This window comes from Rhodococcus sp. NPDC060090, assembly GCF_042729855.1.
In the GTDB taxonomy this organism is placed as follows: domain Bacteria; phylum Actinomycetota; class Actinomycetes; order Mycobacteriales; family Mycobacteriaceae; genus Rhodococcus.
On sequence record NZ_JBHWXB010000015.1, the window covers coordinates 93,133 to 110,389 of the forward strand.

A 17,257-nucleotide genomic window follows, 5' to 3' on the forward strand; every position below is an offset into this window, starting at 1 on the left:
AGTCCTACCCTGGTAGGCATGGCAACACCCGATCTCGAGCGGGAGGCACCGCAGCCCGCTCCCACACCTGCGCGCGGCAACCCCTCTGCGCTGTTCGTCCTCTTCGGCGTCGTCGCGGCCATCGTCGCGGCGATAGTCGTGGGCCTGTCGGCAGCGCAGGCGCTGGTCATGCTCGGCATTCCCGACCCCGGTCCGCTCACCACCTACGGCCTTCCGATGGTGCGTGCGGTGTCGGAGATCGCGACGGTTCTGACCATCGGGTCGTTGTTCTTCGCGGCGTTCCTCGTTCCTCCGCAAGCCGACGGGGTCCTGGACGTCGGCGGCTATCGCGCGGTGCGGACCGCAGGTGTCGCCGCGGTGGTGTGGGCGGTCACGGCTGCACTGATGGTGCCGTTGACACTGTCGGACACCTCGGGTCAGCCGCTGACCGAGGCGATCAAACCGGAGAATCTGTTCGCGGCCCTCGGGCAGGTCGAGACGGCACTCGCGTGGGCCTGGACCACCGTCCTCGCGTTGATCACAGCGATCGTGACCCGGCTGGCTCTGCGCTGGTCGTGGACGCCCTATCTGCTGTTGCTCTCCCTCGTGGCGTTGATGCCGATCGCGCTGACCGGACATTCGTCCACCGGCGGCTCCCACGACATGGCCACCAACAGCCTGGTACTGCACCTGGTGGCGGCGTCGGTGTGGGCGGGCGGATTGTTCGCGGTACTCGCTCACGCGTGGCGGCGAGGCGAGCACTCCGACCTGGCGGCCCGCAGATTCTCGTTCGTCGCGAGCATCGCGTTCGTGGTGATGGCGATCAGCGGCGTGATCAACTCGGCGGTGCGGGTGCCCTTCGACGATCTGTTCACCACCACGTACGGCCGGCTGGTGGTCGCGAAGACAGTGGCCTTGATCGTGCTCGGCATCTTCGGGTGGGCGCAGCGCCGGCGTGCGCTGCCCGACCTCGAAGCCGATCCGACGAACCGCGGAGCGTTCGTGCGGTTCGCGGCGGTCGAGTCCCTGATTCTCGCGGCGACCGTGGGCCTGGCGGTGGGGCTCGGACGCACACCGCCACCACCACCGGCGACGTCACCCTCGGTGCTCGAAGTGGAGCTCGGCTACAACCTCGATGCGCCGCCTACTTTCATGAACCTGTTCTTCGGCGAGTGGCGGTTCGACCTGATCTTCGGCACGGCGGCTCTGGTGCTCGCAGCCGGGTACGCCATCGGGCTGTGGACGCTGCGCAAGCGCGGCGACACGTGGCCTCTCGGTCGGTCCATCGCGTGGTTCTCGGGATGCTTCGTCCTGCTGGTGACGACCAGCTCCGGTGTCGGGATGTACTCGCCCGCCATGTTCAGCGTGCACATGGGTGCCCACATGGCGATGTCGATGCTCACCCCGGTACTGCTCGCCCTCGGCGGAGCGATGACCCTGGCGTTGCGCGCGTTCAGACCCGCCGGACGCGGCGCCCCGCCCGGTCCGCGCGAATGGATCCTCGAGTTCCTGCACAGCCCCCCGTCACGCCTCTTGACGCACCCGATCGTCGCGTCGGTGATGTTCGTCGGCGGGTTCTATGCGTTGTACCTGGGCGGGATCTTCACCACGTTCGCCGACAGTCACACCGCGCACGTGCTGATGAATCTGCATTTCCTGTTGAGTGGCTATCTCTTCTACTGGGTGGTCATCGGTGTCGACCCGTCACCGCGCGACGTGCAGCCCGTGACCAAGCTGGCGATGGTGTTCGGTTCGCTGCCCTTCCACGCCTTCTTCGGCGTGACCCTGATGAGCATGGGATCGGTGATGGCGGAGCCCTACTATCGCAGCCTCGCATTGCCGTGGAACGCCGATCTGTTCTCCGACCAGAAAGTCGGTGGCAGCATCGCGTGGTCGGCCGGTGAGATCCCGCTCGTACTCGTGATGATCGCGCTGGTGGTGCAGTGGTCGCGCAGTGACGAACGCGTTGCCCGCCGCGTCGACCGGGCCGCCGATCGCGACGACGACGCCGATCTGGCCGCGCACAACGCGATGTTCGCGGAGTTGGCGCGACGGGATCACGAAGAGCGATAGCGGTCACGATGCCTGGCGGTCACGATGCCTGGCGGTCACGATGCCTGGCGGTCACGATGCCTGGCGGTCACGATGCCTGGCGGTCTCGTGCCCAGAGCCGGACCGCCACGGCGGATACCACTGCGACCGCTGCCGCGACCGATGCGGCCACCGCGGCAGGCGTCGACATCAGCCCGCCGTCCTGCGTGCGTGCGATCGCGATCCAGATCAGTCCCCACGCGATTCCGGCCGCGACGGCCAGTCGTCCGCGGCCCGCGAACGCCACCAGCACCGACACCGCCGCGACCACCGCAAGCACAATGACGGCCCATGCGTCCGCGCCCCACCCGAACGGATCGAGATCGGCAGACTCGAGGGCGGCCGCAGTATTGGCGACGGTCGCGACCATGACCCAGCCCAAGTACAGGAACATCGTGCCGTCCACGACGACCGCTTCGAGCGTGGTCGACGGCCTCGAGCGGCTCAGCCCCAGGAAAATGCGAACCAGCACGCCGAGCAGAACCGCAATCACGGCAACACTCACCGCGAGAAGGTCGAACTGGATCGCCAGGATCCACGCGGCGTTGAGAATCATCGACACAGCGATCCACCACCCCAGGGCCCGCTGGCGGGAGTCGGCGTGGTGCGACGGTAGCGCCTGCCACACGGCGAGCGCGAGAAGACCGATATAGATGAGTGTCCAGATCGAGAAGGCGGCGCCGCCGGGGGCAACGGCCGTGGCGTCGGATCCCAGCGCGCCGCCTGCGGCCTCCGATACCGGTGTGCCTGCCACAGCGCCGGAGCCGAAGAATGACCCGACCACGGCGACAACCGAGCTCACCGCCACCACGACGACACGTGGGTAATCGGTGCGGTGCATCGGATTTTCCGGCGGTGTGGGCGTGAGGGAAGGCGGCTGCGTCATGCACGCTGACTACCCATAACCCGGAGGCCTCAATCGGGACGCGTTCGGACGAGTCGGCCTGTGTAGCACGTATTGTGCTCGGCGTGTCGAGCAGAAATGGGATGAGCGCACCTGCTGTGCGCAGGCGAGTGGCGCCGAGCGTCACCGGCGTCGTGATGGGTGTTCTGCTGGTCGTCGCCGTGGTAGTTGCACCACCGGCACAGGCGCAGGAGGCGCCCGGCGCCGTGGTCTCCGTCGAATCGCTGGCAGACGAACTGTCGGTGCCCGGTGCCTCGAGCACTCGGAAGATCACCTACCGGACGCAATGGCGTTCCGGGGCGGACACGGTCGGTACCGGTGTGCTGTTCCTGCCGCCCGGCGAGGCACCCGAGGGCGGGTGGCCGATGCTCGCGTGGGCGCACGGCACGACCGGGCTGTCGGATTCCTGTGCCCCATCGCGTAATCCGCGCAGTGCCCGCGACACCGCCTACCTCGACCACTGGCTGGGGCAGGGCTACGCGGTGGTGGCAGCCGATTACCCAGGGCTGGGCAGTGAAGGACTGCACCGTTACCTGGACGGACAGAGCGCCGCGAACAGCATCGTCGATCTCGTTCGCGCCGGCCGCGCCGCCGAACCGAACCTGTCCGGCGAGTGGGTCGTGGTCGGACAGTCACAAGGTGGCCACGCCGCGCTCCACACAGCGCACCTCGCGACCACACGTGCGCCCGAACTCGACTTCCGTGGCACGGTGACCACCGGTGCACCGTCCAATCTCGAACTGGTCTTCCCTCTCGGTTTCCCGGGATTACCGAACCTCGGTCTCGACGGCCTCACCACGTTCAGCGCCTACATCTTCGCCGGGCTCCGTGACGCGGATCCGGCCTTGGATCTCGACAGCTACCTCACCGATGCCGGTCGTGAGGTGCTCGCCGCTGCCGAGGACCTCTGTTACGACGAGCTGACCGAGCGCTATGCAGGCGTGGGCATCGGCGATCTGCTGACGCGACCCCTCTCCGACGACCGGTTCCGTGCCGCGTTCACCGATTACCTGAGAGTTCCCGTCACAGGATTCGACCGGCCGATGTTCCTCGCCCAGGGACTACGCGACACGATGGTGCCGGCTCCGTTGTCGTTCAAGCTTGCCGCCGATCTGACTGCCGGGGGCGCTGCACCGCTGTTCCGGACCTATCCGACGGGGCATTCGGAGACGATGGCTGTGTCGCTGCCCGACACCACACCGTTCGTCGCGGGCCTGTTCACCGCACCCTGACCTACAGCGTCATGGCCCGATGTCACCTCGGGCGCGCTGAACTGCATGAATGTCGCCTTCGGTCACAGCGGGGTGGTGGCAGAACCGCAGGATATGGGATCTGCGCGCTTGGCGGATACGCTGGTCTTCATGGCGGAGTTCATATACACGATGAAGAAGGTGCGCAAGGCGCACGGTGACAAGGTGATTCTCGACGACGTCACCATGAGCTTCTACCCGGGCGCGAAGATCGGTGTCGTCGGCCCCAACGGCGCGGGTAAGTCGTCGATCCTCAAGATCATGGCGGGTATGGACCAGCCCAGCAACGGCGAGGCGTTCCTCGATCCGGACGCCACGGTCGGGATCCTGCTGCAGGAGCCCCCGCTCAACGAGGAGAAGACGGTTCGGCAGAACGTCGAGGAGGGCCTCGGCGAGATCAAGGTCAAGCTCGACCGGTTCAACGAGATCGCCGAGCTCATGGCCACCGATTACTCGGACGAGCTCATGGACGAGATGGGCAAGCTGCAGGAGGAGCTCGACCATGCCAACGCGTGGGACGTCGACTCCCAGCTCGAGCAGGCGATGGACGCGCTGCGCTGCCCGCCGCCGGACGAGCCCGTCACCCACCTCTCCGGAGGTGAGCGTCGCCGTGTCGCGCTGTGCAAGCTGCTGCTGAGCAAGCCCGACCTGCTGCTCCTCGACGAGCCCACCAACCACCTCGACGCCGAGTCGGTGCTGTGGCTCGAGCAGTTCCTCGCATCGTATCCCGGCGCAGTCCTCGCCGTGACCCACGATCGGTACTTCCTCGACCACGTCGCCCAGTGGATCTGTGAGGTCGACCGCGGCAAGCTGCACCCGTACGAGGGCAACTACTCGACCTACTTGGAGAAGAAGGCCGAGCGCCTCGAGGTTCAGGGTAAGAAGGACCAGAAGCTGCAGAAGCGCCTCAGGGAGGAGCTCGAGTGGGTCCGGTCCGGCTCCAAGGCTCGGCAGACGAAGAGCAAGGCGCGTCTGGGACGCTACGAGGAGATGGCTGCGGAGGCCGAGAAGCACCGCAAGCTCGACTTCGAAGAGATCCAGATCCCGACGCCTCCGCGTCTGGGCAATGTCGTCGTCGAGGTCGACCACCTCGACAAGGGCTTCGACGGCCGTGTCCTGATCAAGGACCTGTCCTTCACGCTCCCGCGCAACGGCATCGTCGGTGTCATCGGTCCCAACGGCGTGGGTAAGACCACGCTGTTCAAGACCATCGTCGGCCTCGAAGAGCCCGACAGCGGCACCGTCAAGGTCGGCGATACGGTCAAGCTCAGCTACGTCGATCAGAACCGCGCCAACATCGATCCCACGAAGAACGTGTGGGAGGTCGTGTCCGGCGGCATGGACTACATCGAGGTCGGACAGAACGAGATGCCGTCCCGCGCGTACGTCAGTGCGTTCGGCTTCAAGGGCCCGGATCAGCAGAAGAAGTCCGGGGTGCTCTCCGGTGGTGAGCGCAACCGCCTGAACCTCGCGCTGACCCTCAAAGAGGGCGGCAACCTGATCCTGCTCGACGAGCCGACCAACGACCTCGACGTCGAAACCTTGAGCTCGCTCGAAAACGCGCTGCAGCAGTTCCCGGGCTGCGCCGTCGTGATCTCCCACGACCGCTGGTTCCTCGACCGCACCTGTACCCACATCCTCGCGTGGGAAGGCAACGTCGAAGAGGGCAAGTGGTTCTGGTTCGAAGGCAACTTCGAGGCGTACGAGGCGAACAAGGTCGAGCGTCTCGGCGCCGACGCGGCTCGCCCGCATCGGGTCACCCACCGGAAGCTGACTCGTGACTGATCAGTCGGTATCCACGACTCGGTCGGTAGCCACGACTCGGTCGGTATCCACGGCCTCGGTCGAGCCCTATCGGGCTCGGATCGAGGTGCGTTGGGCGGATTCGGACAGGCTCGGGCATGTGAACAACACCAAGGTCGTCGAGTACATGCAGGAGGGGCGAATCAAGTTCCTCCAGTCCGGTGAACTGAGGCGCGGCGCGATTGCGGTGCGAAAGATGGACGTCGAGTTCCTACGACCCATCAAGGACGAGTCAGGGCCCGTCACGGTCGAGATCGTCGTCCTGCACGTGGGGAACACCTCCTACACGCTCAGACACACGGTGCGCGACCGCGACGGTGCGGTGTGTGCTCACGGCGACGCGGTCCTCGTCGGTTTCGACACGCAGACCGAGCGTCCGCGACCCATCACCGACGGTGAACGCGACGTACTCGCCCGGTATCGGGTCGCTGCGACGACCTGACAGCAGGATCGGATCGGTGACTGCTCACGCTTTCGCCTCCTGACATCGGACGCCGCGGATAGGCTCGGCAACGGGCCCGTCCGCGGCGTCCGCGGTTTCGGCGGCAAGCGAGGGGAGTGATGTTGATGTCGGAATCGGCGGCGTCGCGCGATATTTCGTCTACTGTGCGAGTCCTGGAACGTGCGTATGTGCAGTCCGCGGACGGAATAGACGATCCCGAGGCTGCCGCAGCTGCCCATCTGGAGCTCGGCATCGACCGCCCCGCAGACACGGCCACGATCCGTGTCTACCGGCCGGACGACACGGTCGGTGCCGCCGTACAGATCGTCACCGACGACATGCCGCTGCTGGTGGAGTCCGTCACGGCGCTGCTCTCCCGTGTCGGTGCGGTGATCGCCGCGCTGGTGCACCCGGTCTTCGCGGTCCACCGCGACCCCGTCGGCGCGCTTCTCGACATGGCCCCGTACGGCGCGCTGCAGGGCGACGAGCTCGCAGAATCGTGGATACACATCCAGTTGCATCCGACCACGCCCTCGGACGTCCTCGCAGGGATCGAGCGTGAAATCGGCGGCGTACTCGACGATGTGCGGCAGGTCGTCATCGACACCGATGCCATGCGAGCCTTGCAGAACCGGCTCGCCGAGGAACTCGACGCACTCGCTGCGGCCACAGGCTCCGTCAACTCGACGGCCGACCTCACCGAAACAGCCGAGCTGCTGCGGTGGCTGGCTCGCGGAAACTACGCAATGCTCGGGTATCGCTGCTACGAATTCGACGAGCGCGACAGCGACGGCGTGAGCCGTTCGCGTGCGATCCCGCACAGCGGCCTCGGTGTGCTGCGCACGGTGTCCGAGACGGCAGATCCGATCGACCTGCCCTCCGAAGTCCATCCCGAACGCCGGCCACTGCTCGTGCTCACTCAAGGTGCTCGTCCGGCGACCGTGCACCGCTCGGTGTATCCGTACTTCGTCGGAGTCGGCATCCTCGATGACGAGGGGCGCACCGTCGGCGAGCATCGCTTCCTCGGTGTCCTCACCGTGACGGCGATGCACGAGAACATCCTCGACATCCCGCTCCTCCGACGACGTGCACGCGGCGTCATCGCCCGTGCGGGCGTCGAACTGTCGTCGTACGGCGGCCAGGCGATGCTCGAGATCATGCAGACGCTGCCGCGCGCGGAATTGCTGTCGATGGACCCCGAGACCCTCTACACGACGGTGACATCCGTGGTCGAGATCCGTCGGCAGGTGCGGCTCTTCGTTCGGGTCGACACGTACGGGCGATACGTGTCGTGCCTGGTGTACCTTCCCCGCGACCGGTACACGACGAAGGTCCGGATCAGGATGCAGAACATCCTGCTCCACGAATTCGGCGGTGGCACACTCGATTACACTGCACGGGTGTCCGAGGGCGACCTGGCGCTACTGCACGTCACCGTACGGTTCCCCGACCACGTGCGTCCCCGCATCGAGACCTCCGAGAGCGACAGGAAACGCATCCAGACGCTCCTCGCGAAGGCCAGTCGCAGCTGGGAGGACCGGCTCGCCGAGGTGGCCGGTTCCGATCCGAGTGTCGATCCCGCGCTGGTCCAGCGGTACGTCGACGCCGCCCCCGAGGCGTACAAGGAGGATTTCAGCTCCGAACGCGCGCTCGCCGACCTGATCCGTCTCGAAGCGCTCGGCCCCGGCGACTTCGACACGCTCGTGTACCGGTCCGACACCGATGACCGCCTGAGTTGGCGCTTCACGCTCTACATCGGATCGGAACCTGTGACGCTCGGCCGGGTCCTTCCGGTGTTGCAGAGCCTCGGTGTGGAGGTCGTCGACGAGCGGCCCTACCTGCTGCCCAGATCCGACGGTGTCGACTGCTGGATCTACGATTTCGGCCTGCACGTGCCGAACGACCTCGACCCCGGGCTGTTCGACACCGACCCCACTCTCGCGGGCCGTATCACCGACATGTTCGCTGCGGCGTGGCGTGGTCATGCCGAGACAGACCGTTTCAACGAACTCGTGCTCCGTGCCGGACTCACCTGGCGGCAGGCCACGATGCTCCGCGCGTACGCGAAATACCTTCGGCAGACCGGGTTTCCGTACAGCCAGTACAACATCGAAGGTGTCCTGCTCGGCGCACCCGGTACGAGCGCGTTACTCGTGGAACTGTTTGCGGCCCGATTCGACCCGGATCACGCATCCGACGTCCGCGAGCAGATCATGACCGACGAACTGCTCGAGAAGATCGACGCCGTCACCGGGCTCGTCACCGATCGAATCCTGCGTGCTCTGCTGTCGTTGATCCGATCCACGTTGCGTACCAACTTCTTCGTGCCTGCCACCGACGACGAGGCGCGCGGTCGAACCCTGGCGTTCAAGTTCGATCCCAGCGGCATCTCGGAACTGCCGGAACCCCGGCCGATGTTCGAGGTGTTCGTGTACTCGCTGGACGTCGAGGGCGTGCACATGCGCTTCGGTGCGGTCGCCCGAGGCGGACTCCGCTGGTCCGACCGCCACGAGGACTTCCGCACCGAGATCCTCGGCCTGGTGAAGGCGCAGGCCGTGAAGAACGCGGTGATCGTTCCGGTCGGCGCGAAAGGCGGGTTCGTCGTCAAACGCCCACCGCCGCTCACCGGCGACGCCGCCGCGGACAGGCAGGCCACACGCGCATCCGGCGAAGCCTGCTACCGCCGGTTCATCGCTGCCCTGCTCGGCCTCACCGACAACCTCGACCGAGCGAGTGGCACAGCGATTCCGCCGCGGCGAGTGGTACGGCACGACGATGACGACACCTACCTCGTGGTCGCTGCGGACAAGGGCACCGCCACCTTCTCCGATCTCGCCAACTCGGTCGCCGCCGAATACGAGTACTGGCTCGGCGACGCATTCGCGTCCGGAGGATCGGCCGGATACGACCACAAGGAAATGGGGATCACTGCCCGCGGCGCATGGGAGAGCGTCAAGCGGCACTTCCGTGAACTCGGGGTCGACACTCGGAGCCAGGACTTCACCGCGGTAGGCGTCGGCGACATGAGCGGCGATGTGTTCGGCAACGGAATGCTGCTCAGCGAACACATCCGGTTGGTCGCCGCGTTCGACCACCGCCACATCTTCCTCGACCCCGACCCAGGAGCGGCACCCTCGTTCGAGGAGCGCTGTCGGCTGTTCGAGATGCCCCGCTCGTCCTGGGCCGATTACAATCCGGCTCTCATCGGCGCCGGGGGCGGGGTGTGGGAACGCACCCGCAAATCGATCCCGATCAGCGAACAAGCCCGTGCGGCGCTCGGGTTGCCCGGTCACGTCACCGAACTCACTCCGCCCGAACTGATTCGCGCGATCCTGCGGGCACCCGTGGATCTGTTGTGGAACGGGGGCATCGGCACCTACGTCAAGGCGCGATCCGAATCGCATGCCGAAGTGGGGGACAAGGGCAACGACACGGTCCGCGTCGACGGCGCCGATCTGCGTGCCCGGGTGGTGGGGGAGGGCGGCAATCTCGGCGTCACCCAACTCGGCCGGATCGAATTCGCCCGCAACGGCGGAAAGATCAACACCGATGCCATCGACAACTCCGCCGGTGTCGACTGCTCCGATCACGAGGTCAACATCAAGATCCTGCTCGACTCGATGGTCACCTCCGGCGACCTCGCCGCCGAGGAACGAAACCCACTGCTCGCCTCGATGACCGACGACGTCGCTGAACTCGTGCTCGCCGACAATATCGACCAGAACGGAGTCCTGGGCCTGGAACGGGTGTCCGCACCCGCGCTGCTCGGCGTGCACCAACGGCTCATCGCCGAACTCGAGAAAGAGGGGCGACTCGACCGCATCCTCGATGCGCTCCCCGACGACACCGAGCTCGAACAGCGCGGCGCAGACGGAGAAGGCCTGAGTTCGCCGGAACTGTCGCAACTGCTCGCCCACGTCAAGCTTTCCCTCGTCGACGACCTGCTCGACACCGACCTCCCCGACAGCGACACGTTCGCTACGCGATTGCCCGACTACTTTCCGCGCGCGCTCCGCACCAGGTTCCGCGCGGGCATCAGAGCGCATCCACTGCGCAGGCAGATCGTCGCGACGATTCTCGCCAACGACACCGTCGACAACGGCGGAATCTCCTTCGTCTTCCGCCTCTGTGAGGAGACGGGGGCATCGCGCACCGATGCCGTCCGCGCGTTTGCTGCGGTCACCGAGATCTTCGGCCTGCGCGGGATCTGGGATCGGATCCGATCGGCCGACCTCCCCACAGGCATCGCGGACGATCTGTTGCTCGAATCCCGCCGCGTCCTCGATCGTGCGTCGCGGTGGCTGCTGTCGAGTCGGCCACAGCCGTTGGCGGTGGGCGCCGAGATCAGCCGCTACCGGCAGCTGTTCGCGAATCTTGCACCGCAGGTGGGTGAGTGGATGCGCGGTCACCACGTGCGGAACCTCGAGGAACGCACCGAGCACATCCTTGCGCAGCACGCGCCCCCGGACCTGGTCGCGATGGTCTACCGGCTTCTCGATCAGTTCCCGCTCCTCGACGTCGTCGACATCGCGGACATCGCGGAACGGGAGGAAGCGGAGGTCGCGGAACTGTATTACGCGATGGACGCGCACCTGGGCATCGACCGGTTGCTGTCGGCCGTCACCGAACTCGAACGTGGCGACCGATGGCACTCCCTTGCGCGCCTTGCCCTGCGCGACGAACTGTACGGATCGTTGCGCTCGCTCGTCCTCGATGTCCTCGCAGGCGCCGAGCCGGGGGAGATGTGTCCGGAGATGATCGAGGACTGGGAGATGTCGAACGGTTCGCGGCTCGTGCGGGCGAGGTCGGCCCTCGACGAGATCTTCGCGTCTGGGAGTCTGGACCTGGCCATCCTGTCGGTGGCAGCACGTCAGATCAGGAGCATGGTGCGCACCAGCGCACCCGATCGGAGGTAGACGCGTGAGCGATGCGGGCGAGCAATTCGGATTCCACACGGAAGTCACGGTGCGGTGGTCCGACATGGACGTCTTCCAGCACATCAACCACGCGCGGATGGTGACTCTGCTCGAAGAAGCCCGCATTCCGTGGTTGTTCGCCGACGGGCGACCGACCCAGAGCCTGCGCGAGGGCGCCGTGATCGCCGACCTCCACGTCCGTTACCGCGGGCAGTTGCGACACGACGACGGCCCCCTCGACGTCATGATGTGGACCGAGAAGGTGCGCGCGGTCGATTTCACGATCGGCTATGAGGTGCGGCCCGGCGGTGCACCCGCAGACGCGGTGCCGTCGATCATCGCGTCCACCCAGATCGCCGCATTCGACATCGATACGCAGCGACTCCGCCGGCTCACCGACGAGGAGCGCACCTACCTGCTGCGGTGGAAGCGTGACTGACAGGACGCCGGGATTCGGTGAGCGAGCGGTCGCGCTCGCCGGCGAGAGCGACCGCACCGACCTTGCCGCGTTCCTCACGCGCGCGCTGCGCCTCGACGAGGCGGCGGTCGTACGGTTGCGACGTCGGGGCGAAGGCGTTCTCGTTGCCTGGGTCCAGACGGGATTCGAGGTCCTCGCGACCCGTATCGTGCGAGGGACCGTCCAGCCCGCCGACCTCTGTGTCGCCGCAGATTCGCTGCGGGCCGCACTCACCGCGACGGCAGGCACCGCGAAGGCGATCGATCCGGGATGGGCGATGGACTCTGCGTGGCGGGGAGCATTACCGCCGGACGAGGGATTCGTCCATGTCGACGACGTGCCTGCCCGGGTCCTCGTCGAACTCGCCCAGCAGGGTGTGGCGCTGACCCGCGAGGCGGGAGCGCAGGGACCACCGGCGTCGCTGCTGGCGCAGGAAGTCCTCGAGGTCAGCGGAGGCGAGGCCCCAGGAGGGAATGAGACGACGGTCGGGGTGCCCATGCGGATGGTGTTCGCACTCGGGGCGATGGGATTCGTGCCCACCACCGGCCCCGACACGACGGCCGCGGGAGGGATCGATGCGGGGGCGATCGCGGCGGACGAGGTGGTGCGGGTACGCGCCTCGAACACTTGGATCCGGCTCGATGCCCGCTTCGGCTCGGTCTATCTGCGGAAAAGTGGAGGTCTCGGCCTGAGCGTCCTCTGACGAGCGCTCAGGCCGTGTCGGTCACACCGGCGAGTTCACCAGCGAGTCCGCCGCCATGTCGATGTAGTCGACGAGTTGACGACGATGCGCGGCGTCGAGCGTGCGATCGTCGATCGATGCGATCGCGGTGTGCATGCACCGCAACCAGGCGTCGCGCTCGAGCGGACCGATCTTGAACGGATGATGACGCATCCGCAGTCGTGGGTGACCGCGCTCGTCCGAGTAGGTGCGTGGACCACCCCAGTACTGCTCGAGGAACATCCGCATGCGGCGCTCCGCCGGGCCGAGATCCTCCTCCGGGTAGAGGGGGCGGACGATCTCGTCCTTCGCCACCTCTTCGTAGAAACGCGCGACGATCTTGCGGAAGGTCTCGGCGCCGCCGATCTCGTCGTAGAAGGTCTGCTGGTCGGTCATCGTTACCTCCCTCTCACCGGCCATTGTGCCCGCACCGGAGAAGGCATGCCTGTACGGGGTGGCGTACCCGCCGGTACCGACGACACAGGATGTTCACCGGTCGGCCCTTGATTCGTCCGCGGATTTCGGGTGCGATTCGGAGGTATCCGTGGTGCACTGTTTCCAGTCTTCCGGAGGTCGTATGAAGCACGGCAGCACAGCACATCGACAACTGTCGCCCGCGGACGCCCCGATCGGGGCGCCGGGGGCCACCACACTGCAGTTGGTACGCGACGACGTCGGTCTACCCGACTGGGTGAAACGTCGGGTCCTGCTGCTCAACGCCACCTACGAGCCGCTCACGGCGCTTCCCGCGCGACGCGCCGTGGTCCTCATGGCAGGTGGCAAGGCCGACACTGTGCACGACGACCCGCTCGCACCGATGGTTCGATCGGCAGAATGGTCGGTGCAGCTGCCGTCGGTGATCCGGCTGCGCACCTACGTGCGGGTGCCCTATCACGCGCGGGTGCCCATGACCCGGGCCGCGCTCATGCACCGCGACAGCAATCGCTGCGCGTACTGCGGCTCCAAGGCGGAAACCATCGATCACGTCATTCCCCGGAGTCGCGGTGGAGCGCATGCCTGGGAGAACTGCGTGGCGTGCTGCGCACCGTGCAACCACAAGAAGGCAGACAAACTGCTCAGCGAGCTCGGGTGGACGTTGCGTGCGTCCCTGGTGCCTCCGAAGGGTAGGCATTGGCGCCTGCTGGCCACCCTGCAGGACCTGCACCCGACGTGGCTTCCGTACCTCGGTGAGGGCGCTGCCTGACCGTCGCGAACAGGAAAACGTACTCGAGCAGGGACCAAATCCGGGGCATGTGAGGTCTTTCGTTGCCACCTGGGATACCTTCTCCCTGTGAGCATTCTCGAGACAACGCTGATATTCGTCGGCATCCCGCTGCTGATCGTTCTTGTCTTCGCGGCTTTCTCCTGGACGGCACCCCGCAAGCCCGGCCCGGCCGCGTCCGACAACCCGTACAGGCTCGGCGACGAGTGGCAGCACGGTGCCCTGCTGTGGAGCGCAACCGACGAGGTGACCCCGCACGGTCGCCACGCACATCACGGGCACGCAGCCGGTGCACCGGCAGACCTGATCGGAGGGACCGCAAGTGGCAAGTGGTGACGTGATTCATGCCCCGGCGCGCACCGACGCGCCCCTGCCGCACGCCGCGGCTCTGACGTCGAGCGGCCGGATCTCCGAGGCCCGTGCCGACGGTATCGAGTTCGCGGGCCCGCCGTTCGAGGACGACGACCTGATCGCCCTCGACGACACGCTCACGTCCGCGATCCGCGCCACCGGCGTGCGCTTCAACGTGTACATCGCCGATGCGCAGGATCCGGCTGCCGCCACCGACACGGTGTTCCCGTCGACGCCCGAGGCCGAGAACTCGGTGCTCATCGCCGTGTACCCGAACCAGAAGGCCGTCGAGGTCCGCAGCGGACGCGACGCCGCCCAGGTCACCGACCGGATCGCTCAGCTCGGCGTGACCGCGGCGGTAGGGCCGTTCGGTCAGGGTCAGCTCATCGACGGCATCATCAGTGCCGTCCGCGTGATCGCCAACGCGATCATCACCCAGTAGGACCCCGCTTCTTCGGCCCGATGTCACCTTCGGTCACTAGAGTGACCGAAGGTGACATCGGGCCGTTTGCGTTCCGTCGTCAGGACGCGTCGAACGCCTGTGCCCGCAGCGAGCGCACGATGCCCGCGCGTCCCTCCGTGATCAGGCGACGCAGTGCCGGCGGCCGATCACCGGCGAGGAATTCGTCGGCGGCCGCGACCGAAGCCTCGCTGATCGACCAGGACGGGTACAGGCCCACGACCACGGTCTGTGCGACCTCGCTGGACCTGCGCTCCCACACATCGGGCACCTCCGCGAAGTACCGGGCCACGTAAGGTTCGAGCAACTCCGACTGACCGGCGGGTGCGAAGCCGCCGATGATCGCGCGGGCCGTGATGTTCGGAACGGTGTCGTCGCCGACCACCGTCTGCCAGATCTGAGCTTTGACCGCCTCCTGCGGACGGGCCGCGCGTGCCGTCGCTGCCTGCCGGGCACCGGCTGCGGTCGGGTCACGCTCCGCTTCCGCATCGATGAACGGCGACTCGACCCCTTCGGCGTCGACCTCCCCGGCAGCTGCAAGTGCCTGCACCAGACGCCACCGCAGATCGGTGTCCACGACCAGACCGGGCAGACCGACCTCCGCCGGATCGCCGCCGAGCAGCTCCTCGAAGACCTCCGTGTGCCACGGCGACAACCTGGCCGTCGACAATGCGTTGACGAACGCGAGCTGATGGTCGGATGCCGGCTCGGCTTCACGTGCCAGTGCGAGCAATCGGTTCGTGTAGTCGCTCCAGCCCGACGTATCGGCCCACGCGGGATCGGCGTAGCTGCCGATTGCCGTGTGCGCTTGCATCAGAAGGCGCTGCACGACGCCCACCTCGGTCTCCGTGGCGATACCGCGCTGGATCAACGCTACGAAATCACGTGCCTTCAGTTCGGCCTGACGGGTCATCTCCCACGCCGCCGACCACACCAGCGTGCGCGGCAGTGACTCGGCGATGTCGCCGACTCGTTCGGTCACCGTGCGGAGCGACTCGTCGTCGAGCCGGACCGAGCAGTAGGTCAGGTCGTCGTCGTTGACGAGCACGAACTTGCCGCGGTCCACGCCGATGAGCTCGGGGACGTCGGTGCGCTCGGTTGCGTCGACGTCGATCTCGACGCGGTGGGTGCGGACGAGTGTGCCCGAGCCGTCGTCGTCGTAGACGCCGATCGCGAGACGATGCACCCGGTACTCACCGGCACCGGGCTGAGCACCCTCCTGCAGTACCGAGAAGCGGGTGAACTTCCCCTCGCCGTCGACCTCGAAGTCGGGACGCAGGATGTTCAGGCCCGTCGTCTTGAGCCACTGGGCGCCCCATCCCGACAGGTCGCGTCCCGACGACTTCTCGAGCGCGGCGAGCAGGTCGTCGAACGTCGCATTGTCGAAGGCGTGGTCGCGGAAGTACGCCCGCAGGCCTTCGAGGAAGGGTTCCTGCCCGACGTAGGCAACGAGCTGCTTGAGTACCGAGGCGCCCTTCGCGTACGTGATTCCGTCGAAGTTGACCTCGACCGCGGCGAGGTCGGGAATGTCCGCGGCGATCGGGTGCGTGGACGGAAGCTGGTCCTGCCGGTACGCCCACGACTTCTCGACGTTCGCGAACGTCGTCCATGCGTTGGTGTACTCGGTGGCCGAGGCCTGCGAGAGCACCGACGCGAACGTCGCGAAGGACTCGTTGAGCCACAGGTCGTCCCACCACCGCATGGTGACGAGGTCGCCGAACCACATGTGCGCCATCTCGTGCAGGATCGTCTCGGCGCGACGCTCGTAGGAGTAGCGGGTGACCTTGGACCGGAAGACGTAGTCCTCGAGGAAGGTCACGGCGCCGGCATTCTCCATTGCGCCCGCATTGAACTCCGGCACGAACAGCTGGTCGTACTTCCCGAAGGCGTACGGGATGCCGAAGTTCTCGTGGTAGAAACCGAAGCCCTGCTTCGTCTCCGTGAACAGACGTTCGGCGTCCATGAACTCGGCGAGGGACGCGCGGCAGTAGAGGCCGAGTGGGATCGTGCCGTGCTCGTCGGTATAGGTGTCGGTCCACTGGGCGTACGGACCCGCGATGAGCGCGACGAGGTAGGTGCTCATCCTCGGTGTGGTGCGGAAGATGTGCTGACCGGGCGATGCGGCGGTGGTCTGCACTGTCTCGGAGTTCGAGATGACCTGCCAGTCTGCGGGCGCGGTGACCGACAGATCGAAGGTGGCCTTGAGATCGGGCTGGTCGAAGCACGCGAACATCCGCTTGGCGTCGGCAGTCTCGAACTGTGAGTACAGGTACACCGCGTCGTCGGTCGGATCGACGAAGCGGTGGAGTCCCTCGCCGGTGTTCGTGTACAGGCAGTCGGCGTCGACGACGAGCTCGTTGTGCGCAGCGAGCCCGGTGAGCGCGATGCCGGTGTCCTCGCTGTATCCGGACACGTCCACGGGCGAGCCGTTGAGCGTGGCCGAATGCACGGTCTGCGCAATCAGATCGATGAAGGTGGACGCGCCCTCGGTCGCGTCGAACGTCACCGTGGTGACGGACCGGAACGTAGTGGCCCCCGGTGCTCCGGACCCGTCGGTGAGGTCGAGAACGATGGTGTAGTTGTCGACGCGCAGGACCGCTGCCCGCTCGGCGGCCTGCTCGCGGGTCAGGTTCGGTGGTGCCACAGGAAACTCCTTCTCAC

General features: G+C 66.6%; 13 protein-coding genes. 10 read left to right on the plus strand and 3 right to left on the minus strand.

Going from position 1 to position 17,257, the window contains the following annotated elements; all coding sequences use genetic code 11:
* Positions 1–18: 18 nt before the first annotated feature.
* Positions 19–2,052, plus strand: coding sequence for a cytochrome c oxidase assembly protein (locus ACFWCF_RS20430; RefSeq protein ID WP_378565194.1), 2,034 nt, complete (start codon positions 19–21; stop codon positions 2,050–2,052).
* A 67-nt stretch (positions 2,053–2,119) separates the two neighbouring features.
* On the opposite strand, the gene ACFWCF_RS20435 is transcribed toward ACFWCF_RS20430, so the two are convergent.
* Positions 2,120–2,956 (minus strand): tryptophan-rich sensory protein, encoded by an 837-nt coding sequence (locus tag ACFWCF_RS20435; protein ID WP_378565197.1) that lies wholly within the window; start codon positions 2,954–2,956, stop codon positions 2,120–2,122.
* A 155-nt stretch (positions 2,957–3,111) separates the two neighbouring features.
* Here ACFWCF_RS20435 and ACFWCF_RS20440 point away from each other — a divergent pair, with 155 nt between their 5' ends.
* From ACFWCF_RS20440 to ACFWCF_RS20465, 6 genes are all read left to right on the plus strand, one after another.
* A complete protein-coding gene (locus tag ACFWCF_RS20440; protein WP_378565362.1) occupies positions 3,112–4,206 on the plus strand; it encodes a lipase family protein in 1,095 nt (364 codons plus the stop codon).
* A 129-nt stretch (positions 4,207–4,335) separates the two neighbouring features.
* Positions 4,336–6,009 carry an energy-dependent translational throttle protein EttA gene (gene ettA, locus ACFWCF_RS20445; protein WP_378565200.1) on the plus strand — a complete coding sequence of 558 codons (1,674 nt, stop codon included), beginning with the start codon at positions 4,336–4,338 and terminating at the stop codon, positions 6,007–6,009.
* Between the two features lie 79 nt (positions 6,010–6,088).
* Positions 6,089–6,469 carry an acyl-CoA thioesterase gene (locus ACFWCF_RS20450; protein ID WP_378565365.1) on the plus strand — a complete coding sequence of 127 codons (381 nt, stop codon included), beginning with the start codon at positions 6,089–6,091 and terminating at the stop codon, positions 6,467–6,469.
* A gap of 125 nt (positions 6,470–6,594) precedes the next feature.
* The gene (locus ACFWCF_RS20455) at positions 6,595–11,385 is read left to right on the plus strand and encodes an NAD-glutamate dehydrogenase (protein WP_378565205.1); all 4,791 of its coding nucleotides are present in this window, start codon (positions 6,595–6,597) and stop codon (positions 11,383–11,385) included.
* A 4-nt stretch (positions 11,386–11,389) separates the two neighbouring features.
* Positions 11,390–11,824 carry an acyl-CoA thioesterase gene (locus ACFWCF_RS20460; RefSeq protein WP_378565208.1) on the plus strand — a complete coding sequence of 145 codons (435 nt, stop codon included), beginning with the start codon at positions 11,390–11,392 and terminating at the stop codon, positions 11,822–11,824.
* Entirely contained in the window at positions 11,817–12,545 is a 729-nt protein-coding gene (locus tag ACFWCF_RS20465; RefSeq protein WP_378565211.1) for a hypothetical protein, read from the plus strand. The genes ACFWCF_RS20460 and ACFWCF_RS20465 overlap by 8 nt, the downstream gene beginning before the upstream one ends.
* A 21-nt stretch (positions 12,546–12,566) precedes the next feature.
* Here the strand turns inward: ACFWCF_RS20465 and ACFWCF_RS20470 are convergent, their stop codons facing one another.
* Positions 12,567–12,959, minus strand: a complete 393-nt coding sequence (locus tag ACFWCF_RS20470; protein WP_378565214.1) for a globin — start codon at positions 12,957–12,959, stop codon at positions 12,567–12,569.
* A gap of 181 nt (positions 12,960–13,140) precedes the next feature.
* Between ACFWCF_RS20470 and ACFWCF_RS20475 the strand changes: the two genes are divergently transcribed.
* The 3 genes from ACFWCF_RS20475 (at position 13,141) to ACFWCF_RS20485 (ending at position 14,578) form a co-directional block, all read left to right on the plus strand.
* On the plus strand, positions 13,141–13,767 hold the full coding sequence (locus ACFWCF_RS20475) for an HNH endonuclease (protein WP_378489973.1): 627 nt from the start codon (positions 13,141–13,143) through the stop codon (positions 13,765–13,767).
* Between the two features lie 87 nt (positions 13,768–13,854).
* Positions 13,855–14,121, plus strand: a complete 267-nt coding sequence (locus tag ACFWCF_RS20480) for a hypothetical protein (protein ID WP_378565217.1) — start codon at positions 13,855–13,857, stop codon at positions 14,119–14,121.
* Positions 14,108–14,578 (plus strand): DUF5130 family protein, encoded by a 471-nt coding sequence (locus tag ACFWCF_RS20485; RefSeq protein ID WP_378565220.1) that lies wholly within the window; start codon positions 14,108–14,110, stop codon positions 14,576–14,578. The genes ACFWCF_RS20480 and ACFWCF_RS20485 overlap by 14 nt, the downstream gene beginning before the upstream one ends.
* 79 nt (positions 14,579–14,657) lie before the next feature.
* Here the strand turns inward: ACFWCF_RS20485 and pepN are convergent, their stop codons facing one another.
* Positions 14,658–17,240, minus strand: coding sequence for an aminopeptidase N (gene pepN / locus ACFWCF_RS20490; protein WP_378565223.1), 2,583 nt, complete (start codon positions 17,238–17,240; stop codon positions 14,658–14,660).
* Positions 17,241–17,257 lie beyond the last annotated feature (17 nt).

Coding starts and splice junctions, on each gene's coding strand:
- ACFWCF_RS20475 (WP_378489973.1), top strand. CDS start 13,141: ATGAAGCACGGCAGCACAGCACATCGACAACTGTCGCCCGCGGACGCC.
- ACFWCF_RS20440 (WP_378565362.1), top strand. CDS start 3,112: ATGGGTGTTCTGCTGGTCGTCGCCGTGGTAGTTGCACCACCGGCACAG.
- ACFWCF_RS20435 (WP_378565197.1), bottom strand. CDS start 2,956: ATGACGCAGCCGCCTTCCCTCACGCCCACACCGCCGGAAAATCCGATG.
- ettA (WP_378565200.1), top strand. CDS start 4,336: ATGGCGGAGTTCATATACACGATGAAGAAGGTGCGCAAGGCGCACGGT.
- ACFWCF_RS20470 (WP_378565214.1), bottom strand. CDS start 12,959: ATGACCGACCAGCAGACCTTCTACGACGAGATCGGCGGCGCCGAGACC.
- ACFWCF_RS20430 (WP_378565194.1), top strand. CDS start 19: ATGGCAACACCCGATCTCGAGCGGGAGGCACCGCAGCCCGCTCCCACA.
- ACFWCF_RS20455 (WP_378565205.1), top strand. CDS start 6,595: ATGTCGGAATCGGCGGCGTCGCGCGATATTTCGTCTACTGTGCGAGTC.